The sequence below is a fragment of the Kitasatospora sp. NPDC059577 genome (assembly GCF_042735475.1).
Taxonomy (GTDB): domain Bacteria; phylum Actinomycetota; class Actinomycetes; order Streptomycetales; family Streptomycetaceae; genus Kitasatospora.
In genome coordinates this window covers 221,204-242,562 of the sequence record NZ_JBHWBZ010000003.1, presented here as the reverse complement: position 1 = coordinate 242,562, position 21,359 = coordinate 221,204, and the positions used below count along the sequence as shown (strand labels likewise).

The 21,359-nt window shown below is 73.7% G+C and carries 22 protein-coding genes; 9 read left to right on the top strand and 13 right to left on the bottom strand.

What is annotated here, in order from left to right:
* Positions 1-214: 214 nt before the first annotated feature.
* The 3 genes from ACFV0O_RS05035 to ACFV0O_RS05025 all read right to left on the bottom strand — a co-directional run bounded on the left by ACFV0O_RS05035 (position 215) and on the right by ACFV0O_RS05025 (position 3,070).
* Positions 215-1,999: an acyl-CoA dehydrogenase gene (locus ACFV0O_RS05035; RefSeq protein ID WP_380336498.1), complete on the bottom strand. Its 1,785-nt coding sequence runs from the start codon at positions 1,997-1,999 to the stop codon at positions 215-217.
* A 128-nt stretch (positions 2,000-2,127) separates the two neighbouring features.
* On the bottom strand, positions 2,128-2,622 hold the full coding sequence (locus ACFV0O_RS05030; protein ID WP_380336496.1) for a hypothetical protein: 495 nt from the start codon (positions 2,620-2,622) through the stop codon (positions 2,128-2,130).
* A 178-nt stretch (positions 2,623-2,800) separates the two neighbouring features.
* Positions 2,801-3,070, bottom strand: coding sequence for a UBP-type zinc finger domain-containing protein (locus ACFV0O_RS05025; protein ID WP_380336493.1), 270 nt, complete (start codon positions 3,068-3,070; stop codon positions 2,801-2,803).
* Positions 3,071-3,119: 49 nt separating this feature from the next.
* Between ACFV0O_RS05025 and ACFV0O_RS05020 the strand changes: the two genes are divergently transcribed.
* Positions 3,120-4,727 carry a Na+/H+ antiporter gene (locus tag ACFV0O_RS05020; RefSeq protein ID WP_380336490.1) on the top strand — a complete coding sequence of 536 codons (1,608 nt, stop codon included), beginning with the start codon at positions 3,120-3,122 and terminating at the stop codon, positions 4,725-4,727.
* A 259-nt stretch (positions 4,728-4,986) separates the two neighbouring features.
* The gene (locus ACFV0O_RS05015; protein ID WP_380336488.1) at positions 4,987-5,775 is read left to right on the top strand and encodes a hypothetical protein; all 789 of its coding nucleotides are present in this window, start codon (positions 4,987-4,989) and stop codon (positions 5,773-5,775) included.
* A 7-nt stretch (positions 5,776-5,782) separates the two neighbouring features.
* Here ACFV0O_RS05015 and ACFV0O_RS05010 read toward each other — a convergent pair whose 3' ends face one another.
* The 3 genes from ACFV0O_RS05010 to ACFV0O_RS05000 form a co-directional block, all read right to left on the bottom strand.
* A complete protein-coding gene (locus ACFV0O_RS05010; RefSeq protein WP_380336486.1) occupies positions 5,783-6,280 on the bottom strand; it encodes a hypothetical protein in 498 nt (165 codons plus the stop codon).
* Positions 6,281-6,430: 150 nt separating this feature from the next.
* Complete coding sequence (locus ACFV0O_RS05005) at positions 6,431-6,916, bottom strand: YbaK/EbsC family protein (RefSeq protein ID WP_380336484.1); 486 nt, start codon at positions 6,914-6,916, stop codon at positions 6,431-6,433.
* Positions 6,917-7,063: 147 nt separating this feature from the next.
* Complete coding sequence (locus tag ACFV0O_RS05000; RefSeq protein ID WP_380336481.1) at positions 7,064-8,851, bottom strand: 2-isopropylmalate synthase; 1,788 nt, start codon at positions 8,849-8,851, stop codon at positions 7,064-7,066.
* A gap of 180 nt (positions 8,852-9,031) precedes the next feature.
* Here ACFV0O_RS05000 and ACFV0O_RS04995 point away from each other — a divergent pair, with 180 nt between their 5' ends.
* The 6 genes from ACFV0O_RS04995 (at position 9,032) to ACFV0O_RS04970 (ending at position 16,360) form a co-directional block, all read left to right on the top strand.
* Positions 9,032-9,715 carry a FadR/GntR family transcriptional regulator gene (locus ACFV0O_RS04995; protein WP_380336478.1) on the top strand — a complete coding sequence of 228 codons (684 nt, stop codon included), beginning with the start codon at positions 9,032-9,034 and terminating at the stop codon, positions 9,713-9,715.
* A 636-nt stretch (positions 9,716-10,351) separates the two neighbouring features.
* A complete protein-coding gene (locus ACFV0O_RS04990; RefSeq protein ID WP_380336475.1) occupies positions 10,352-13,543 on the top strand; it encodes a nitrate- and nitrite sensing domain-containing protein in 3,192 nt (1,063 codons plus the stop codon).
* Positions 13,543-13,998: a roadblock/LC7 domain-containing protein gene (locus tag ACFV0O_RS04985; RefSeq protein ID WP_380336474.1), complete on the top strand. Its 456-nt coding sequence runs from the start codon at positions 13,543-13,545 to the stop codon at positions 13,996-13,998. The genes ACFV0O_RS04990 and ACFV0O_RS04985 overlap by 1 nt, the downstream gene beginning before the upstream one ends.
* A gap of 5 nt (positions 13,999-14,003) precedes the next feature.
* Entirely contained in the window at positions 14,004-14,483 is a 480-nt protein-coding gene (locus ACFV0O_RS04980; RefSeq protein WP_380336471.1) for a DUF742 domain-containing protein, read from the top strand.
* Between the two features lie 2 nt (positions 14,484-14,485).
* The gene (locus tag ACFV0O_RS04975; protein ID WP_380336469.1) at positions 14,486-15,121 is read left to right on the top strand and encodes an ATP/GTP-binding protein; all 636 of its coding nucleotides are present in this window, start codon (positions 14,486-14,488) and stop codon (positions 15,119-15,121) included.
* Positions 15,122-15,223: 102 nt separating this feature from the next.
* Positions 15,224-16,360, top strand: coding sequence for an FAD-dependent monooxygenase (locus tag ACFV0O_RS04970; protein WP_380336466.1), 1,137 nt, complete (start codon positions 15,224-15,226; stop codon positions 16,358-16,360).
* Between the two features lie 39 nt (positions 16,361-16,399).
* Here ACFV0O_RS04970 and ACFV0O_RS04965 read toward each other — a convergent pair whose 3' ends face one another.
* The 7 genes from ACFV0O_RS04965 to ACFV0O_RS04935 form a co-directional block, all read right to left on the bottom strand.
* Positions 16,400-16,597 (bottom strand): hypothetical protein, encoded by a 198-nt coding sequence (locus ACFV0O_RS04965; RefSeq protein ID WP_380336463.1) that lies wholly within the window; start codon positions 16,595-16,597, stop codon positions 16,400-16,402.
* Positions 16,594-16,953 (bottom strand): DUF4328 domain-containing protein, encoded by a 360-nt coding sequence (locus tag ACFV0O_RS04960; protein ID WP_380336461.1) that lies wholly within the window; start codon positions 16,951-16,953, stop codon positions 16,594-16,596. The genes ACFV0O_RS04965 and ACFV0O_RS04960 overlap by 4 nt, the downstream gene beginning before the upstream one ends.
* 155 nt (positions 16,954-17,108) lie before the next feature.
* Positions 17,109-18,335 (bottom strand): transferase, encoded by a 1,227-nt coding sequence (locus ACFV0O_RS04955; RefSeq protein ID WP_380336458.1) that lies wholly within the window; start codon positions 18,333-18,335, stop codon positions 17,109-17,111.
* An 80-nt stretch (positions 18,336-18,415) separates the two neighbouring features.
* Positions 18,416-19,180 carry a serine hydrolase gene (locus ACFV0O_RS04950; protein WP_380336455.1) on the bottom strand — a complete coding sequence of 255 codons (765 nt, stop codon included), beginning with the start codon at positions 19,178-19,180 and terminating at the stop codon, positions 18,416-18,418.
* A gap of 24 nt (positions 19,181-19,204) precedes the next feature.
* Complete coding sequence (locus ACFV0O_RS04945; protein ID WP_380336453.1) at positions 19,205-19,387, bottom strand: DUF397 domain-containing protein; 183 nt, start codon at positions 19,385-19,387, stop codon at positions 19,205-19,207.
* A 65-nt stretch (positions 19,388-19,452) separates the two neighbouring features.
* A complete protein-coding gene (locus tag ACFV0O_RS04940) occupies positions 19,453-19,641 on the bottom strand; it encodes a DUF397 domain-containing protein (protein WP_380336450.1) in 189 nt (62 codons plus the stop codon).
* Positions 19,638-20,516: a Scr1 family TA system antitoxin-like transcriptional regulator gene (locus ACFV0O_RS04935; RefSeq protein ID WP_380336693.1), complete on the bottom strand. Its 879-nt coding sequence runs from the start codon at positions 20,514-20,516 to the stop codon at positions 19,638-19,640. The genes ACFV0O_RS04940 and ACFV0O_RS04935 overlap by 4 nt, the downstream gene beginning before the upstream one ends.
* A gap of 120 nt (positions 20,517-20,636) precedes the next feature.
* Here ACFV0O_RS04935 and ACFV0O_RS04930 point away from each other — a divergent pair, with 120 nt between their 5' ends.
* Positions 20,637-21,092 (top strand): ATP-binding protein, encoded by a 456-nt coding sequence (locus ACFV0O_RS04930; protein ID WP_380336447.1) that lies wholly within the window; start codon positions 20,637-20,639, stop codon positions 21,090-21,092.
* Positions 21,093-21,359: the final 267 nt, after the last annotated feature.

Sequence of the window (21,359 nt, the reverse complement as noted above, 5' to 3'; positions counted from 1 at the left end):
GCGCCGCGGCGCCCCCCCCCCCCCCCGGGGGGCGGGGGGCCCGGGGGGGGGGGGCCGGGGGGCCGGGGGGGGGGGGCCGGGGGGGGGGCGGGGGGCCCCCGCTCGCCCGGGCGCGGGAGCTGACCGGGGAGACCGTCGCCGCCCTGGAACGCTGAGCCGGAACGCAGGGTTGGAACGCCGAGTTGGAGCACTGAGCCGGAACGCCGAGCCGGACTCAGGCCGTCGGGCCGAAGGCCTCCTGGTAGGCGGGCCCGGTGATCGGCCGACGGTCGTAGAAGGCGTCGGGCAGGTCGAAGGCGTCCACCAGCGCGAGCGGGTGCTCGGCCAGCCGCGCGACGGATCGTTCCTGCAGGCGGTGCAGGTCCGCCGCCCGCTCCGGCGTCAGCTCCCCGGCACCGAACAGGAGCGTGCCGTGCGCGTCGATCCGGCGCAGGGTGAACAGCCGGTGCAGGTCCAGCAGGAGCGCGCGGACGGTGTCGTCCCGCGCGGCGTCGGCCCAGGCGAGCAGGGCGTCGGCCGCGTCGTGTTCGGCCCGGGCGGTGACGGCGGCCAGGGCCTCGGGCGCCGCCGCGTTCCACCGCCGCAGGCCGTCCCCTGCGGGTGCCCCGCGCAGGAGGGTCCGGGCGCGGGCCAGCCGCAGCCTGGCAGCGGCCCGGAGCAGGTCCTGACGGACTGTGGGATCGTCGAGGCCGCCCGTGACCGGGGCGGCCGCCGGGGGCTCGGGCTCCAGCATGAGTTCGGCCGCCGCCTTGGCCCAGAGCGCGAGGTTGTCGCCCTCGGCGGTGACGGTGCCCTCGATGTCCGCCGCGTAGGCGGTGATCCCGTTGACGGGCAACAGCCCCTGGGCGCCGCAGCGTTCGCGGGCCTCGATGATCAGGTCGCGGGCCCGCCAGGTGACCCAGCCCTTGGTGACGGCCACCTGCCGTTCGGCGGCGGCGGACTCCTCGGGGTCGGCCGGGTCGCGCCCGGCCCAGCGGTCCACGGCGGCGCGGTGCAGGGCGGTCATCGCGTACACGGTGGCCAGGCCCTCCAGCAGCGGCCCGTGGTGGGTGCGGTGGGCCCAGACCGGGATGCGCCGGTCCGGCCGGGCCCCGGTGACCTCCCGGTGCTGCGCGTACCGGACGGCGGTGGCGAGCACGGCCCGCGCGGCGCCGGCCGCGGCGGCGCTCATGCACAGCTTGCCGGTGGTGACCCGGCCGATCGCGGCAAGGAATCGCTTCCGCTTGCTGCCGAGCGCGCTGGTGAGCGTGCCGTCGTCGGCGAGCCGGCCGTGGGCGCCGGTGAGCAGCGCCTCGTAGGGCAGGCGGACCCGGTCGAAGGACGTGAGGCAGTGGTCGACGGGGCTGCCGGGGCGCTGCGGCAGCGGGTCGACGGTGATGCCGGGCAGCGGGCGGCCGTCGTCGCCGGTGAGCGGGGCGAGGACGAGGAGGATCCCGTGGTCGCGCCCGTCGACGCGCAGCCGGGCGGCGACCACCGCGGACTTGGGGCCGCCGGCCGGCCCGGTGTTCGGCATGAACTTCCGGGCGGACGGGCCGGGCGTGTGCAGGGTGAGACTGCGGTCGGTGCGGTCGTAGTCGACGACGGTCTCCAGGGCCGCGGCGTCGTTGCCGTGGCCGAGTTCGGTGCACAGGAAGGTGCCGGTCCGGTCCATCCGGAGGTACTCGTCGAGGGGGCGCTTGGGTGTCGGGTCGTGGTCGAGCAGGGTGCCGAGGAAGAGGTTGTAGTGGATGCCGGCGAGGACGGTGAGGCCGCCGTCGACCACGGCGGTCCACTCGTGCAGGGCGGCGAGCAGCCGCGGGTCGGCGGCGAGCGCGGCCGGGTCGGTGTGCGCGTTGAGGTGCTTCAACCGCCGGTAGGAGGCGGCGATCTGCTCGGCCTCCGGGGTCTCGGGGCGACGGTGCATGGCGGGGTCCGCGGCGAGTCGGCGCCAGGGCCCGTGCACGTGTTCGCGGTCGGGGCCGTAGAGGAGGCGGGAGAGTTCGGCGGTTATCGCTGTCATGTAAGCGATCAAGGATCGGGAAGGGCGGAGGTTACGGCCCTGTGATCAAGATCACCGGGGGTGGTGGGGAGCGGGAGGTCGGCCCGGACGATCTCCCACTCCCCACGGACCCGTCGCGTGACGGTCCTTCAGCGCCGCCACGAGGCGGTGAGCGGATTGCCGTCGGCGGCCACCAGCTCCGCGGCCGTCGCCGCCACCTCCCGCTCCCACCCCCGGAACGCCTCCTCCTCCCACGCTCCGAGGCAGTCCCGGCAGCACGACCGGGTCACCGCCGCCGCGAACCGCCACTCCACCTCGTCGGCGTTCTCCCCGATCCCGTTCCGGACCGTGCCGACGGCGTCCTCCGGGGCGATCTCCCCGGCCGCCGGCCGGGCCGCCGTGTGGCGCAGCAGGCAGCGCTCGGCGAGGTCGTCGTCGGGCACCGGGACGCCGAGCTCGTCCATCGACTCCCGGAGCAGCGCCACGAGTTCGGCACCGGGCTCGGCGCCGCCGCGCCCGGCCAGGTCCCGCAGCGCGGGCGAATCCCCACCCGCGGCCGGCAGGTGGGCGGCGGCCATCGGCAGATCCTCGGGGGCGACCAGCCCGGCAGCTCGCTGCCAGGCCAGGGTGAATGCGGCGTCCATGCCCGCATCCTGACCCGCCCTATCGGCCGGCGGCCACCGGATTGCCGCCGCGCCGGGCCGTCCGGCTCGGACTGCTCGTTGTGTTCGTCCTGCTCGTCCGACCCGTCTGGCCCGTCCTGCTCGGGCCCGGGGCCGGTCCGGGTCGGGGCCCGGGGACTTGTCCGGGTCGGGGAGCGGGTCAGACCAGTCGCCGGTCCTCGAAGCACCAGCGCCAGCTCTCCCCCGGCTCGAAGCTGCGGATCACCGCGTGCCCGGTCCGCCGGTGATGGTCGGCGGACCAGTAGCCGGGCGTGGACTCGCAGCAGCCGACGAAGCCGCAGTGCAGGCACAGGCGCAGGGCGACGGAGCGCTGTCCGAGCTGCTCGCAGTGCGGGCAGCCGGTGGTGAGCGGCGCCGGCTCGGGGCTGGGCAGCTCCGCGAGGTGGGTGCAGGGACGGGAGGGGGACATGGCTTCCAGGGTACGGGGCCGTGCCCGGCCCGTATGGTTCTGTGTCGCTATGTCCATGATCGGCTCCAACGCCCTGTTCCTCCTGGTGGCGGGCAGTGCCACGGTCGCGGGCGCGGCCCGCCGGTACCGGTTGTCCGCACCGCTGCTCCTGGTGGTGGCGGGCCTGCTCGCCTCGGAGCTGCCCGGCGTGCCCGACTACTCGCTCGACCCGGAGATCGTGCTGCCGCTGGTGCTGCCGCCGTTGCTGTACACGGCCGCCCAGGACGCCTCGTACACCAGCCTGCGGGCCAATCTGCGGGCCGTGACCCTCTACTCCGTCGGCTACGTGCTGTTCTGCACGGTGACGATGGGGCTGGTGGCGCACGCGCTCGTCCCGGGGCTGCCGGTGGCGGTGGCCTTCGTCCTCGGCGCGGTGATCGCCCCGCCCGACGCGGTGGCGGCGACCGCGATCGCCCGGCGGGTGGGGCTGCCCGCGCAGCTCGTCTCGATCCTGCAGGGCGAGAGCCTGGTGAACGACGCGACGGCGATCACGGCCTACCGGGTCGCGGTCGCGGCGGCGGTCGGCGAGGGCTTCTCCTTCGGCACCGCGGTGGGCGAGTTCCTGCTGGCGGCGCTGGGCGGCACCGCGGTGGGACTGGTGCTGATGTGGCCGCTGCAGCAGTTGCGGGTGCGGCTCGGCGATCCGCTGCTGGCCAACACCTTCTCGCTGTTGGTGCCGTTCGCGGCGTACGCGGTGGCGGAGGCGTTCCACGCCTCGGGGGTGATCGCGGTCGTGCTGGTGGGCCTCTACCTCGGCCACTACGCCAACTGCGTCGACTTCGCCCTGCGACTGCAGGAGGAGGCGGTCTGGCGCATGGTCTCGTTCATCCTGGAGTCTGCGGCCTTCGCCCTGATCGGACTGCAACTTCCGGTGGTGGTACGCCAGTTGCACGGCTACTCGGCCGGGCAGCTGGCACTGTGGACGACGGTGCTGCTGCTCGCGCTGATCGGGCTGCGCTTCGCCTGGGCCTGGCCCGCCGCGTACCTGCCGGGCATGCTGAGCCGGCGCGTGCGGGAGCGGGAGGGCCGTCCGGCGTGGACCCGCCCGGTCGTGCTCGCCTGGGCCGGCATGCGCGGGGTGGTCTCGCTGGCGGTCGCCTTCTCCATCCCCGAGACGACGCACGACGGCGCCCCTTTCCCCGAACGCGACCTGGTGCTGTTCCTGGTCTTCGCCCTGGTGATCGGCACCCTGCTGGTCCAGGGACTGACCCTGCCCGCCCTGGTGCGGCACCTGCCGCTGCCGGCCCCGGACCGGGCCACCGAGACGCTGCGCGAGGCCCAGGCCCAGTACGAGGCCTCCGAGGCGGCCGAAGCCCGCCTGGACGACCTGCTGGAGGACCCGCGCAACCGCGTCCCGGAGGCGATGGAGACCCGGCTGCGCCGGATGATGGAGCGCCGCCGCAACGGCGTGTGGGAGCGGATGGGCTCACCCGTCCACGAGGAGACCGGCGAATCCGTCGACGCCGCGTACCGCCGGCTCGCCCGCGAGACCCTCGACGCGGAGCGCGTGGCCCTGGTCGCCCAGCGCGACGCGGGCCGGGTGGACGACGAACTGCTGCGCCGGCTGGTGCGGCGACTGGACTTCGAGGAGGCCCTGCTGGAGCACACCGAGGACTGACCGGGGCCGAGCGGGGCCCGGGCAGGACACGAGCGGGGGCCCGGGCCGGACACGAGCGGGGGCCCGGGCAGGACACGAGCGGGGGCCGGGACAGGAGGCCGGAGCGGGGGCCGGTGCGGGACCTCCCGTACGCCTACCGCCGGACGCCCCACAGGCGTTAGCGTCGTCCCGACCGTGCCGCCGCGCTCCTCCCGGACGTGCCGGCCGCCCCATCGGCATGCCCCGCCTTCCCGTTCTCCACCGAGCTCCGAGGACATCCATGGTCGACACCGTCAGCTCGCTCGCCGCCCGCGTCCACGACCTGCTGGTGGCGAGCATGAGCAGTCCGGCCGCGGGCGCCCCCGGGCAGGACGCGGGCAACGTCGCGGGCTTCCGGGACGTCATCGGGCGTGCCCTGGCCCTCGGCCCCGACGCCGGCTGGCTGGTCGCCTCCGGGTACTCGGGCCTCACCGGCCTGGCGCTCAAGCACCGGCAGGTCGACCAGGCGCTGCACCACCTCGACGCCGCGGTGACGGCCGGGTACAACGACTGCCTGGAGCTGCACGCGCCCGCCCTGCTGCCGCACCATGCCGATCCCCGCTTCCGCGGGGCGTACCAGCGGATGCGGATCACCATGGCGGACCTGGACGAACTCCAGTGGCTGCACCGGGAAGTGGTGATCATGTCCCAGGAGGCCACCCAGGCGAGCGTCGACAACATCGGCCGCCGCGACACCGGCGTGTCCCTCCTCCCGCAGGCCCCGCTGCCGACCCGGGTGCCCGACACCCCCGGCATCCTGTGCGCCCGCCTCGAACTCACCGCGGTGCAGACCGCGCTCCGCCGGGCCGCCTGGAACGCGGACGTCAGCCGCAGCTCCGGCAACACCAGCCTCAGCCTCATCGACGACACCTGGGACTACCCCGGCGCCCGCCACGACGCCTGGCACGCCGACGTCCTGGACACCCGGCGCGAACAGGCAGCCGCGGCAAGGGCGTTCGTCGAACGGCCGGGACTCTCCACCCTGCTCGTCCCGTGCCCACCGCTGGGCTCGCTCGTCTACCCGGCCTGAGTCCGGCTCACCCGGCCGCCGCGACGCTGCGGACCCGGACGGGGAAGGGCGGAAACTCCGGGCCCTCGCCGTTCTCGCTGTTCTCGCTGTTCTCGCCGCACGGGGCGCCGTCGCCGTCGCCGTCCGTCAGCCTGACCAGGCCGGGCTCCTCGTCCGCCAGGAAGTCGGCGACGATCGGCGCGAGGTCGTCGACCGGAACGTACGCGCCGCCGAACGGCAGCTTCTCCGGCCCCACCGAGCCGGTGGAGCAGCGCAGTTGCCCGGACCGGTCGTCGTGCCGGACGTAGAACGTCGCCGGGCCGGTGTGGCCCAGCGCGCCGACCCGGGCCCGGAGCAGCAGGGCCGTCCGCTCGAAGGCGGCGACCACCTCGGCGACCGTCGACGCCCGCCGGTCCTCGGCCCCGGCGCTCAGCCACCGGGTGTTGGTCTCCCACTCCACCCGGCGGTCGTCCGGTTCGAGGTCCAGCGGCTCGTCCGCCGGCTCGGCGATGTACGTCAACAGCATCGCGTCAGTATCCCCCGTGCGGGACAGCAGCCCGCCGCGTACGACGGGCTGCTGTCCGGGCCGCCGTACCGACCGCGGTCCGGCCCACTCACCGGCCCGCTGACCGACTCACTGACCGGATCGCGCTCCGGGGGCGGGTCGGGTCCGCGGTCAGTCCACCGTCACGGCGGACGGGGTTCCGTCCGTCACCCGCAGCAGTTCCTCGTAGGACATCGGGACGACGGTGTGCGGGTGCCCGGCGGCCGTCCACAGCACCTCGTACCGCTGCAGGGCGGTGTCGACCACCGTGCGCAGCGGGGCGGGGTGGCCGGTGGGGGCGACGCCGCCGATGGCCTGGCCGGTGGCCTCGCGGACCCGGTCGGCGCCCGCCCGGGTGATCCGGCCCGAGCCCAACTGTTCGGCCAGGTAGTCGGTGTCGACGCGGTGGGCGCCGCTGGTCATCACCAGCAGCGGCTCGCCGTCGCAGAGGAACACCAGGCTGTTGGCGATGGCCCCGACCTCGCAACCGAGGGCCGCCGCCGCCTCGGCTGCCGTACGGGCGGAGTCGGGCAGGACGACGATCTCACCGGCGACACCGGCGGCTGCCAGCGCCTGGGCGACCGCCAGGCTTCGGGCGGGGAGGGAGGAGGACGTCATCGGGTCATCATGCCTCTCGCTCATGAGCGCCGTTCATGCCCCGCGCCCATGAGCCCCGCTCATGGCGCCTGCCATGAGTGCGGTTCATACCCCGGGCCCATGAGCCCCGCTCATGGGCTTCCACGAGCGCCCGCCCATGAGGCTTCCTCATGAGGTCACCCCATGAGCCCCGCTCATGGCCGCCCGTCCCCCGGCAGCGCGAGCACCAACACCGGCACCTGCACCTGCGCCGGCACCGGCACCGGCACCGGCGGCCCGGCCCGCCGCGCTCAGCACCGCCCGTACGCCCGCGGTGAGGACGGACGCGTCCCGTCCGGCGCCCCACACCACCCGGCCGGCGACCCGTGCCTCGACGTACGCCACCGCGTCCGGCCCGGAGCCCACCGCGTGCTCGCTGAAGGAGAGGATCTCCGCCCCGACCGCGTCCGCGACCGCGTCCAGCGGCCCGGCGCCGGTGCCCCGCCGCCCGTCGACCTCGGCCCAGTCGTCACCCACCCGCCAGGTCCGCGAGGATCCCTCGTCCAGGTACTCCGCCCGGAACAGCCCGTACAGTTCCTCGCCCGTCACTTCCCGCCCGCTGTCGTCCGTCGCCTGCTGGACGATCCGCGCGAAGTCGATCTGCAGCCGCCGGGGCAGCTCCAGGCCTTCCCCGGTCTGCAGCAGGTAGGCGATCCCGCCCTTGCCGGACTGGCTGTTGACCCGGATCACCGCCTCGTAGTCCCGGCCCAGGTCGGCCGGGTCGATCGGCAGGTACGGAACGGACCAGGGCGCCTCCCGTTCGGGGACGCCGAGTTCGGCGGCGGTCCGGGCGTGCCGCGCGAACCCCTTCCTGATGGCGTCCTGGTGGGTGCCGGAGAAGGCGGTGTGCACCAGGTCCCCGGCGTAGGGGTGGCGCTCGTGGACGGGCAGCCGGTTGCAGTGCTCGACGGTGCGCCGGACCTCGTCGATGTCGGACAGGTCGAGCATCGGGTCGACGCCCTGGGTGTGCAGGTTGAGCGCCAGGGTGACCAGGTCGACGTTCCCGGTGCGCTCGCCGTTGCCGAACAGGCAGCCCTCGATCCGCTGCGCGCCGGCGAGCACGGCGAGTTCGGCGCAGGCGACGCCCGTGCCCCGGTCGTTGTGCGGGTGGACGGAGAGGATCACCGCGTCCCGCCGTTCCAGGTGCCGGTCCATGTACTCGATCTGGTCGGCGTAGACGTTGGGTGTCGCGGTCTCGACCGTCGCCGGCAGGTTGTGGGTGACGGGCCGGTCGGGGCTCGCGTCCCACAGCCGGGTCAGCGCGTTGCACACCTCCAGGACGTAGTCGGGCTCGGTCAGGTTGAACACCTCGGGCGAGAACTGGAAGCGCAGGCCGTCGCGTCCTTCCCCCAGCCGGGCCATCTGCGCGGCGGCTGCGGTGATGAGCGACCGCAGCTCCGCCCGTTCCTTGCCGAGGACGACGTCCCGCCACAGCGGCGCGGTCGCAGTGTAGAGGTGGACGACGACGCGCGGCAGGCCGGCCACGGCTTCGAAGGTGCGCTCGATCAGGTCGGCCCGGGCCGCGGTGAAGACGACGACCGTGACGTCGTCGGGGACGGCGCCGGGGGTGGTGGCCAGTTGCCGGACGAAGTCGAAGTCGGCCCGGCTGGCGGAGGGGTAGCCGACCTCGATCTCCTTGAAGCCCATGGCCAGGAGGAGGTCGAACATCCGCTGCTTGCGTGCCGGGTCCATCGGTTCGGCGAGCGCCTGGTTGCCGTCCCGCAGGTCGACGGGCACCCACAGCGGCGCCCGCTCGATGCGCCGGCCGGGCCAGCGCCGCATCAGGGCGGGCACGTGGACCCGTTCGTGGGCGGGGCGGTAGCGGTGGGAGGGCATGGCGCCGCCGCGCTGCGGGTTCCAGGCGGGGGCGTCGGCCGGGACGGGCCCGGCGGGGGCGTGCAGGGTCGGGAAGATCATGCGGGTTCCTCATGACGCGTACCGGTGACCGGCAGGACGGCGCCCCGCAGCGGGGTGCCGGTCCGGTCATGCCCCGCTGCGGCCACCAAGGAGAAGGCCCCCCGCGGGGAGGATCCAGGGCTGCATGCCGGGTAGGGTAACCACGACACAAGTCCTCAGACAACCTGACAGGTGAGCCCGATGACGCCGCTCCGCCCCTCCCCCCTCGCCGAACAGGCCGCCACGCGGATCGAGGAGCAGATCCGGGCCGGCCAGTGGCCGGTGGGCGGGAAGCTGCCGGGCGAGGTGGCGCTGGCCAAGGAGCTGGGCGTCGGCCGCTCGACGGTCCGGGAGGCGCTGCGCACGCTCGCCGCGGCCGGGATGGTGCAGAGCCGCCAGGGCTCCGGGGTGTTCGTCACCGCCGACCGCCCCGCCGAGGACTGGCCCGCCCGGCTGCGCCGTGCCGAACTCGCGCACGTCTACGAGGTGCGGACGATGGTCGAGGTGCAGGCCGCCCGCCTCGCCGCCGCCCGCCGCAGGGAGGCGGACCTCGTCGCCCTGGACGCGGCCCTGGCGGCCCGCCACGCGGCGGGCGGGGCGGACGACACCGCCTTCGTCGACGCCGACATCGCCCTGCACACCGCCGTCGTGGCGGCCGCCCACAACCCCGTGCTGGATGACCTCTTCGCCCAGTTCGCCCCGGTGCTGCGCGAGCAACTGGTCACCCTGGTCGGCCTGTTCGACATCCGCGCCGAGGACCCGAACCAGGGCTACGACTCGCACGCCGCCCTGGTCCGCGCCGTCCGCGACGGCGACCCGGAGGCCGCCGGCCGGGTGCTGGCCGCGGAGCTGGAGGCCACCCGCTCCCGCCTCCTGGCGGACTGAACCCGACGCGCACCCGAGCGGGCCGGACGCCGCGACCTCCCCGGACACCCCGCGCCATGACCATCCCGACCGCAACCGCCCCGACCGCAACCCCGCCCCACCGCGTCACCGCCCCACCGCCCCACCGCCCCACCGCCACTCCGTGCCACCGACCCCGACCCCGACACCACGGCCCTGCGGCGGCCGGGTGCCGTGGGCGGACTACCCGGCCCGTCTCGATCCGCTGGAGGGTCACGTCGCCGCCGGGCTGCGTGAACGCTCGGCGACCCCCGGGCCGTCGAGTCTGATGGAGCGGTTGTCGGCCTGGCTGAAGTCGGCGAAGCACCGGGACGAGCTGCTGCGGACGATCCGTCAGTCGCGCGCCTCGGTGCGGCAGCGTCCTGCCCCCGACCGAACGATCGGGACGGACGAACGGGGCCCGGCCTCGGCGTCACACAGTTTTCACACGGCGGCCATCCACCGGCTGCGCGCGTCGTTGACACTGTGTCAAGCAAGTCCGGATCGGCCTGCTCCGCATACGTACAGTCAATGACTGAATGACATTGTGTCGGATGCGTGTGCAAGCACCGCTCAGGCAGCGAACGGGCTTTCACTCCAATCACACGGTATGACTAGTATCGCTTCGTCAAAAAGCCCGTGCCCGGACGGCCCGCCCCTCACCGGCCGGCCGCCAGCCCCAAGGAGTCTGCTCTGCGCGCGCGTGCGAATCGGCGGCCCCCGACGCCGAAGGGCCCCCGCAGGCGTCCACGCCTGTCCCTGCGGACGGCGCTTCTCGTCCTGGCCGTCGTCCCCAGCCTCGCCCTGGTCGCCCTCTGGGCGGTCACCAGCGGCGAGACCGTCTTCGACTTCCAGCGGCAGGCCGCCCAGGGCCTCCTGGCCCAGAAGGCCGGCCAGCCGTCGAACATCGTCTACTACAACCTCCAGGAGGAGCGCCGGCTCAGCGCCGAGGCCCTCGCCCGGCCCGGCGCCGGCACCGACCAGTTGCGCCGCCAGCGGCAGGCGACCGACGACGCGGTGCGCCAGTTCCAGGCCCTGTCCGGCGAGACCGCCGACAGCGCGCCCGACGAGGTGCGCAGCGCCGTCGCCGAGGCCCGCCAGGCCATGGGCAAGCTGGCCGAGCAACGCGCCGCCGTGGACCGCGGCGCGGTCGACCAGCAGACCGTCTACGCCTACTACACCGACCTGATCGCGGTCGACCTGCGGCTGTTCACCGCGCTCAGCCACGTGGACACCGGCGAGGTCACCTGGATCTCCAAGACCCTCGTGAACGCCTTCTGGGCGAAGGAGATGCTGGCCCGGGAGGACGCCATCCTGGCCCGCGGCTGGCCCGCCGGCCGGCTCAGCACCGCCGACTACCAGGCGGTGCAGCAGGCCATCGGCGCGCAGGACCACCTGCTCACCGTGCAGGTCGTCCCGTACGTCCCGGACGGCGAGGCGCCCGCCTGGCACGACCTGATGAACAGTCCGGCCTGGCAGGCCAAGGCCGCCGTCGAGCAGCAGCTGACCAGGCCGACCGCCGCCGACGCCAACGGCACCGTCAGGCTGCCCGCCGCCCAGGACCAGTGGCGCCAGGCGCTCGACCAGGTCAACCCCGCGCTGATCAAGGCGATCGAGACCCGCACCAGCGGCATCGTCGAGGTCGGCAAGGGCGCCATCCTGCACCTGCTGACCCGGGTCGTACTGACCACCGTCGTCGGCCTGATCACGGTCATCGCGGTGGTCATCGCCTCCTGGCGGCTCAGCCGCTCGCTGCGCCGCCGGATCAAGGAACTGCACACCCAGGCCGAGGAGATGCAGCGCACCCTGCCCGAGGTGGTCGAGCGCCTCGGCCGCGGCGAGCAAGTGGACGTCGAGGCCGAGGCCCGCACCATCACCGAGGGCCCGCACGGCAACGGCACCGACGAGCTGGCCCGGCTCGGCCAGGCGCTCAACCTGGCCCGCTCCTCCGCCCTGGCGGCCGCCGTCGGCCAGGCCGAGCAGCACCGCGGCTTCGAGCGGCTGCTGCAGCGCATCGCCCGCCGCACCCAGCTGTTGATCGGCCGCCAGCTGCGCAAGCTGGACGAGCTGGAGCGCAGGCACGAGGACCCGGAGGTCCTGGAGGGCCTGTTCGACCTCGACCACCTCACCGCCCGGCTGCGCCGCTACGAGGAGAACCTCGTCATCATGGCCGGCGGCCAGCCGCAGCGGCGCTGGCGCAAGCCGGTCCCGCTGCTGGACGTGCTGCGCGCCGCGCAGGGCGAGGTGCAGGACTACCGCCGGATCATGCTCGACGTGGAGGGCCACCCGTGGCTGTCCGAGCGGGCGGTCGGCCCGGTCGCCCACGTGCTCGCCGAGCTGATGGAGAACGCCACCACCTTCTCCAAGCCGCCCACGCCGGTGGAGGTCCGGGCGGCCATCGTCGGCCGCGGGCTCGCGATCGAGATCGAGGACCGCGGTCTCGGCATGGACCCGGAGCAGTACGACGCGGCGAACGAGCTGATGAGCCGTCCGCCGCGGACGGACGTGCTGGCCCGGGCCGACGACATCCGCCTCGGCTTCCACGTGGTGGCCCGCCTCGCCTCGCTGCACGGGCTGAAGGTCGAGTTCCGCCCGTCGGCCTTCGGCGGCACCCGGGTCGTCGTGCTCGTTCCGGACGAGCTGGTCATCGACGGTGATGCCGGCCTGCCGGACGGCGGCGTCGGCGTCGTCGGCGCGACGGCCGAGCCGATCCCGCTGGTCCGGCGCTCGCGCCGGGCGGTGCGGTCGGCCTCGGACGACGTGCCCGTCCAGGCGCCGGCCGGACCGCCGGTCGCGCCGGTGGAGTCCTTCGGGCAGGGCGACTTCGGCCCGCAGGCGGCGCCGGTGCCGCTGCCGCTGGTAGCGCAGCTGCCGCCGGAGGTCCCGGACGCCCCGTTCCAGGAATCGCCGTTCCAGGAATCGCCGTTCGCGCAGTCACCCTCCCCGGAATCGTCGTTCCCCGAGGCGCCGTTCCCGGTGGCCCCGTTCCCGGAGGCGCCCTCCCCCGTGGCCCCGTTCCAGGAGACTCCGGCGCACGAGGTCCTCCCGCCCGTCCCGGCGCAGGAGGCCCCGTACCTGCCGGCACCGGTCCAGGACGCCCCGTACCTGCCGGCACCGGTCCAGGACGCCCACCCGCCGTTGCCGTCGGTGTCCGCGCAGCAGCCCACGCAGCAGCAGCCCTTCCCGTCCGAGGAGCCGGTGCGGCCCGAGCAGCCGATCGAGCACAGCTCCCCGGCCGAGCCGGCGCCCGCTCGCGAGACCCCGGCCTACCCGGACATCGCCTACGCCCGGGTCACCGAGGCCGAGGCGCCGTACGCCGACGAGCAGTACCGCCCGGCCGATCACTACCGGCTGGCCGAGCGGCGCGGCACCCGCGAGTACCCCACCTCGGTCCCGTACAGCCCGGCCGAGGGCGGGCAGCCGCCGCTGCCGCAGCGCGTGCGGCAGGCCAGCCTGGCCGCCGAGCTGCGGGTGCCCCCGCCGGCCGGCTCGCAGTGGGTCGAGCGCCCCGCAGAGGGCCCTGCCACGGGCGCCGGCGAGGGTGTCGGCGACGTCGTCGGCGCGGGCACCGCCGAGGGCGCCGTGCCGCCCCCCGCGAGCCCGTTCCAGCGCGCCGAGCGCCCGGTGCGGCGATCGGGTGCGGCGATCGGCGCCTTCCAACGACAGTCCCGTGCCGCCCGGGCCCAGGACAGCGGCGAGCACCGGCTACCCGCGGCCCTCACCCGGCCGGCTCCCCCCGCCCCCTCCGGTCCCCCGGCTCCCCCGTCCGGCCCCTCCCCCTGGGCCCTGCCCGCCGCGGACCCCCGAACCACACGAACGGATGACCAGTGATGAACCGCACGATCGCCACCCACCAGGACCTGGACTGGCTGCTGGACGGACTCGTCGACTCGGTGCCCGGGACCAGGAACGCCGTCCTGCTCTCCGACGACGGCCTCGTCGTCAGCCACTCCCGCACCATCGAGCGGGCCGACGCCGAGCGCCTGGCCGCCGTCGCCACCGGCCAGCAGAGCCTGGCCCGCGGGGTCGGGGTGCTGTTCGACGGCGGGCCGGTGCACCAGGTGATCGTCGAGCTCGCCGAGTGCTGGCTGTTCATCATCGCCGCCGCCCAGGGCACCCACCTGGCCGTGGTCGCCTCCCAGGAGGTGGACGCCGAGGTGATGTCCGTGGCGATGCACACCCTGGTGCAGCAGGTCGGCCAGAAGCTCACCACCCCGGCCCGCGCCGAGGCCGCGCCAGCCGCCCCCGCCTCGTTCGACGTCTTCGCCGCCCGGAACCGGGGCTGACGCAGGTGGGCCCGTACGGGAACGACGCCTGGGGGGCCGGCCGCGACGACGGCCGGCGGCGCGACGCGGTGCCGCACTGGAGCGAGCTGGAGGAGGACGCGGAGGACGAGACGGGCAGCATGGTCCGCCCGTACACGATCACCCGCGGCCGCACCGCGCCCGAGCGGGACGACCTCACCCTCATCACCGTGCTCACCACGGTCGAGGAGGAGGCCGCCAAGGCCCTGGCGCGGGGCAGCCGCGCCGGTGCCCGCGGCCTCCAGCCCGAGCACCGCCTGATCCTCGACCGCTGCCGTCGTCCGGCGGCCGTCGCCGAGGTGTCGGCCGGCCTGGACCTTCCGGTCTCGGTCACCAAGATCCTGCTGGGCGACCTGGTCGCCCAGGGCCTGCTGAAGGCCCGGGCGCCGCTGTCGGTGGCCCGGGCCGCCGGGGGCGTGGACCTCGGCCTGCTCACGGCCGTACGCGAAGGACTCCGGAGACTCTGAACATGGCAACACCCCACTCCGCCATCGGCGACCCCACCGCCACCCACCCCACCGCCACCCACACCGCCGCCCCCGCCGCCGCCCCGGCCGCCGTCAAGATCCTGATCGCGGGCGGCTTCGGCGTCGGCAAGACCACCCTGGTCGGCTCCGTCAGCGAGGTGACCCCGCTGCGCACCGAGGAGTACCTGACCCGGGCCAGCATCGGCGTCGACGACCTCTCCGGCGTCGACCAGAAGGACACCACGACCGTCGCCCTCGACTTCGGCCGGATCACCGTCAGCCCCGAGCTGGTGGTCTACCTGTTCGGCACGCCCGGCCAGGAACGCTTCTGGTTCATGTGGAACGACCTGGTCAACGGTGCCCTCGGCGGGATCGTCATCGCCGACACCCGCCGGCTGGAGACCAGCTTCGCCTCCATCGACTTCTTCGAGAGCCGGGGCATCCCGTTCGTGGTCGCGATCAACTGCTTCCACAACACCAACACCCGCACCCCCGACGAGATCCGGGCCGCGCTCGACCTCGACCCGCAGGTGCCGATGCTGCTCGGCGACGTGCGCGAGCGCACCTTCGGCCGGGACCTGCTGCTCGCCCTGGTCGACCACCTGATGGAACTCGCCGCCGTCTCCCCCGCCGGCTGACGCCCCTTCGGCCGCAACCCACCGGCCGACCCCCAACCGGCTGACCCCCTTCGGCCGCACCCGTCCCCCGGCTGAACCTCACTTCTCTGGGAGCACCACACCATGACCACACCCCTGCGCGTCCTCGTCCACGGCGGCGGCATCGGCGGCCTCACCCTCGCCACCGCCCTCGCGAAGCGCGGCGGCCACCACGTCGACGTCGCCGAGCTGCGCGAGCAGCCGGAGGCGCTCGGCGTCGGCATCATCCAGCCCTCCAACGCCCTGCACGTGATGCGCGAGATCGGCGTCCTGGACGACTGCCTGGCCGTCGGCTTCGAGTGGGAGGTGCTGACCATCTGCGACCCGGCCGGCGCCACCCTCGCCGAGATCCCGCAGCCCCGGATGGACGATGCCCCGTCCAACAACGGCATACCGCGCCCCGCGCTCGCCCGCGTCCTCGCCGACGCGGCCACCGCCGCCGGCGCCGCCCTGCGCTTCCGCACCACCATCGCCTCGGTCACCGACGACGGCGAGGGCGTCGACGTCACGCTCACCGACGGGCACGCCGGCCGCTACGACCTGGTCGTCGGCTTCGACGGCATCGGCTCGCCGCTGCGCCGGCACCTGTACGGCGAGGCGTACGCGCCCGAGTACACCGGCTTCGCCAACTGGCGCGTGACGCTGCCGCGTTCGCCCGAGGTGCGGGGCGTGGTGATGTCCGCCGGCAACACCGCGGCGAAGGCGCTGCTCACCCCGATCAGCGAGGAACTGATGTACCTGGGCTCGGTGTTCGCCGAGGCCGAGGACTTCCGCCCGGACCCGGAGCGCGCCCACGAGCAGCTGCGCGAGCGCCTGGCCGGCTTCGGCGGCCCGATCGCCGAGGCGCTGGCGCAGGTCACCGACCCGGCCGCCGTGGTCCACTCGCGGATCTCCCAGGTCACAGTCGAGGAGCCGTGGCACGTCGGCCGGATCGTCCTCGCGGGCGACGCCGCCCACGCCTCCACCCCGCACCTGGCCCAGGGCGCCGCGATGGCCGTGGAGGACGCGCTGGTGCTCGCCCTGAGCCTGGACGCCCACGACACCGTCCCGGCCGCCCTGGCCGCCTGGGAGGCGCGCCGCCGCCCACGCGCCATGTGGGTCCAGGCCCTGTCCCGGGCGGTCCTCAAGCAGGAGACCGGCACGCCGACGTCGGCGGAGGAGGACGAGCTGCTGAAGGTCGGCATCCCGGGCGCCGCGCACGTCCTCGTCCGGCCGTACTGACGCCGGGATCGCGCGCCCGGGCGCCCCGTTCCGGCCGGCTCAGCCGGTCGGTGCGGGGCGCCGCTGCGTCTGCCAGGTGCTGATCCGGTGGACGGTGTAGAGGATCAGCACACCGGCGAGCACGTAGAGCACGGTGGAGACGGTGGACAGGTACACGGCGCGGCGCAGCTCGTCCTCCGTCAGCGAGTCCTTCATCGCCAGGTACGTGTAGCTCTGGCCCAGGTACCCGCCGATCACCCACGCCCCCACCAGACGCCGAGGAGAGCACCGGGGGCCGACCGCCGGGGCGCGCTGGCCTTCCAGACGTCCGTCACGATCACGTGCGGGATCCACAGGTTCGCCACCGGGGTCATCCAGGAGGCGACCACCCACCCCCTGACCCGGCGCTGGCTGCCCGGGCCGCCCAGCGACTCGGCGTTGAGCCTCGCCCGCCACAGCCAGCACAGGAACACCACGCCGGTCACGAGGATGACCGGCAGGCCCTTCCACCACGAGAAGAAGTTTGAGAAGTCGGCGGCGACCTGGGCCTCCTCGATCGTCGCCGTGCCCGCCAGGAGGTGCTCGACGACCAGGTAGACGCGCCAGTCGGCCACCGTGAGCAGGACGCTGTACAGCAGCCCGCAGGACGAGGACCGTCACGGCCACGCTCAGGCCGGTCACGGCCCGGTACGGCCCGGTTCGGCCCCGTCGGCATTCGCGGGCGGGACGGCTCGGTGCGGATGCTCCATGTTTCCCCCAGGGTTCGTGTTCACCAGAGTGCGATCAACTGCGCGGCCCGGTAGGCGATCCAGCCCGCCAGGGCCAGCGCGACCACGAGTCCGAGACCGGTCAGAGCGGTCAACTGCGAGGAGAGCCGGGTCCTCCAGAGCCTCGTCCGGCGGCGGCGTCCCACCGACGCCAGGGCGGCCTGCGCCGCGCGGGCCACGTGCTGCGTGGGCGTCTCCACCACCCCGAGGCCCGAGCTCCGCATCCAGGACCGCCACCCCGTGCGGCGGAGCCCCACCGGGAACACCCGGGGCGTCCAGGACTCGTCGAAGACGACGACGGCGGAGACCCAGTGCTCGTCCGGCCCCTGCTCCCGGAGCGGCACCGGGGTCGGCAGGTGGTCGTTCAACCGGGCCATCAGGTCGGACGGGCCACCCGGCGCGAGCAGGACCAGCTTCCCGGCCGGCTGGGTGGCCCGCACCTGCTCGACCTCCCACCACAGCCCGTCCCCCTGCCCCAGGCGCAGGACGATGAGCTGGGACAGGTCCATCAGCCGCAGCACCGTCGGCTTCCAGTCGTCCGGCGGCAGGTAGAAGCGTGCGGCGCCGAGGCGCGGCAGGGGCTCCGCGGGCTGCCCGACCGTGATCACGGGACCGAAGGCCCCGAGCCCGCCGACGAACTGCTGCTCCCTCGTGTAGATGTTGAAGTCCGCGCCGTCCTCGATCTGGGCGGCGATCTCGTCGTCCTCGAAACTGCGCAGGTAGAGCACGGGTTCCCGGCCGTCCCGCAGCAGCGCCCGGGCCGCCGGGCGCCCCGCGTACGGGCGGGTGCGACGCAGGATCAGGAGACCGGCCCCGGTGGCCGCCAAGCCGCCGAACATCAGGAGGAACTGCGACTCCATGGGCATGGTGTGGCCCCGCCGATCCGACATGGTGACGGCGTAGGTCCCGGCCCCGAACAGCATCAGACCGATGCTGTTGGCCACCCGCAGCGTCCTGTTCCACCGCGGCCGGAGCGGGGCGAACCGGCTGACGAGGCCCACGAGTTGCGCGGCCCCCGACCGCCGACGGTGCCGTAGCCACAGGGCCGGCCAGGCCAGGACCAGGGCCGCCACCGCGAGCCACCGGGCGGCCGCGGCTTCGAGGCCGGACCCCTCACGCCCGCCCGCCCCGTCGATGGCCACGTCGATCGCCAGCTGGAGCGCGACGTAGGCGGCCGTGACCGCCAGCGCGGTGACCAGCCGGGCAATGATCCGCAGACACGACGACACCTCGGCTCACCCCCAGGCTCTCCCCCGACAGCGTGAGTGGAATGCCTGGAGTTCGTACCGCAATCAACTGGTCATCATGCTCATGCAGATGAGCAGATCTCATGACGCCGCGTCCACACCGCCGCCGAAACCCGGGCCAGCAGACGGGCGGCCGGGTCGGCGCGGTCGGCACCGGAGGCGAGCGGGCCGGTGTAGCAGACCGCGATCAGGTACGGCGGGCAGTCGTAGGGGTGGACCAGGCCGACACAGTGCCGGGCACCCGGGATCCAGCCGTTCTTGAACGCGATCCGGGTGTTCGGCGGGAGACCGGCCGCGAGGTCCACCCGGAAGTCGTTGTCCTCCAGGAGCCCGAGCAGTTCCGGCTCGTCGGCGAGGGAACGGATCAGGCGGACGAGGTCCCGGGCACTGACCAGGTTGTTGACGCCGACCGCCCGCGCCGCGTAGTCCTCGATCCCACGCGGGGTGGAGCTGCGGGTCGCACCCGCGCGGCGCCACACGTCGGCGACCGCCCGCGGGGTGGTACGGGCCAGACAGAGGTTGGTCGCCAGGTTGGAGGAGTGCGTGATCATCCGCTCGGCGAGCAGGCTGAGCGGGACGTGCGAGCCCAGCAACTCCCAGGGCAACGGGTCGCTGTCGTAGTTCTGGTTGTTGCCGAACTCCCCGCCGACGGCCGACTCGAAGTGGTTCACCACCGGCACGTCGGCGTCCAGGTTCACACCGCTGCGCCACAGCGCCGCGAGCACGGCCACCTTCATCGTGCTCGCGGCGTCGTGCAGGACGTCCGGATTGCGCACGAACACCGGCTCCGCCACACCCGCCCAGGGGGCCACCACCACAGAAAGCATGGAGGAAGGGTAGGGGATATTCGGTCAGACCCGGGCATTGGCCGCGAAGGCCACGAATGCCCGCCAGGCGGCGAGTTCGAAGGTGAGGTGCGGGCCGTTCGAGTCCTTGGAATCGCGCACGAGGACGGCCTCGTCGGTCTCGGCGACCTCGACGCAGTTGGCATCCTCGTTGGTGCTGTGGCTGCTCTTGAACCAGACCAGTTCCATGCCTCCTGACGGTACGCCAACGGCCCGCCGTCAGACAGACGGTGGGCCGTTGAGGGGAGGTCCGGTCAGACCTCGGCAGTGGCGGCGAACGAAACGAACGCCTCCCACGCGGCCGGCTCGAACGCCAGCTGGGGGCCGCTCTTGTCCTTGGAGTCACGCACGTGGACGACATCGGGGGTCTCGGCGACCTCGATGCACTGACCACCCTCGTTGCTGCTGTAGCTGCTCTTGATCCACGCCAACTTCACGTTCATCGTTCTCCCAGCATCTTCTCGATCAAGGCCAAGGACTCCCTCACGTCGAGCGATTGCCCCCTGAGAGCGCCGTATCGTGCGCCCATAATACGGACTTCTTCCTGATCCGTGATCAATCGACTACTTTGCTGAGCCTCGATGTACCCGTTCTGCGGACGCCCCTTGGGCGTAATCAGCGTGAATGGTCCGCCAAGTGCCGGATGATCAGCTCCGGCAGTAGGCATGATGTGGATGGCCATGCCTCGCATCCCTCCAACAGCCAAAAGGCGTCGAAGCTGCCCCTCATGGACATCCCACCCACCCAAGGGGCGCTGCAGGACGCTCTCCTCAATGACCCAGCTGAAGATCGCCCTGGGCCACCGCGTCAAGATCTCCTGCCGAGCCATACGCGCGGTTACCCGCTCCTCGATCACCTCCTCGGTCAACAACGGCTGCCGCATTCCGAAGAGGGCGCGCGCGTGGGCCTCGGTCTGCAACAACCCAGGGATGAGCAAGGTGCTGTACTCGTGGATCTCCACAGCCAACGGCTCCAAGCCCGCATAGCCCTGGAACCAGGCCGGGTGCCGCACGCGTGCCTTGGCCCGCGCGCTCACCACGTCATCCTTCGCAATCGCCAGCAGCCCACCGGCCTTGACCACCTTGTCCACCGCGACCAGCAACTCCGGCTGCGGGGTGCGCACTCCGCGCTCCACCGCGCTGATCAGGTGCTCCCCGTAGCCGACGTACTCCCCGAGTTCCTTGCGCGTCAGTCCGGCCTGCTCCCGCAGGAGTCTGATCTGCTTGCCGATCGCCCGGAAGAAGTCCGAGACCTCCGTCAGGTCCTCCGGCAGTTCCGTCCGGACCTCGCCCGAGTCGCTGTTGCGCGCCGTACCCATCGCGACCACCCCGCCTGTGATTGAGCCACGAGACAAAAAGCTGTCCGCACCGGTACAAGCACTCTCCGTACTCGCCGGATGCATGGTCAGGGTACGTCCGGGCCGTCACGCTTTTCTCCCATGACGACCGAAATCCCGCTCGACAGCCCCCGCACCCACACCACCCACCTCGCCGCCACTCCCCGGGGTGCGGCGATCTGCCGGCGCCTCGCCAGACGTCAACTCACCCTCTGGGGGCTGCACTCGGCGCACACCGAGCCGTTCTACTCGGCGTTGCTGATCGTCGCGGAGCTGGCGGCGAACGCGATCACGCACGGCCGCGTTCCGGGGCGCGGCTTCGAGCTGCACCTCGCGCTCACCACCACCGCGCGCCGGGGCACCACCTTGCGCATCGCCATCAGTGACCCCAGGGGCGACCGGCTCCCCCTGCTCCCCACCGTCCATCTGCCCAACGCCCAGTCCGGCCGGGGCCTCACCCTCATCGACGCGCTCTGCGACCGCTGGGGCACCATCCCGCACCACCCCGACTCCAAGACCGTCTGGGCCGAACTCGACCTCGCCCCCGATGCCTCCTGAACCCCGCCATACCGGGGGCCACGCGACCCTCTGCACCCTTCTGCCCTTCGTGCTCCTCCTCGCGCTGCTCGCCTGGGCCCACCCCCTCGTCGCCCGGCGGGGCGACCGGCACCGTCCCGTCCCCACGGCAACCCCAACCACCCATCCGTAGAACGACATCGGAGTGGGGGGGGGTGGGCGGCGACGGAGCCCCCCCCCCACACCACGACCCCGCGGGGGCGGCGGAGCGCGGCGCCACCGCGAGCCGCCACCCCTAGGGGGAGGAGA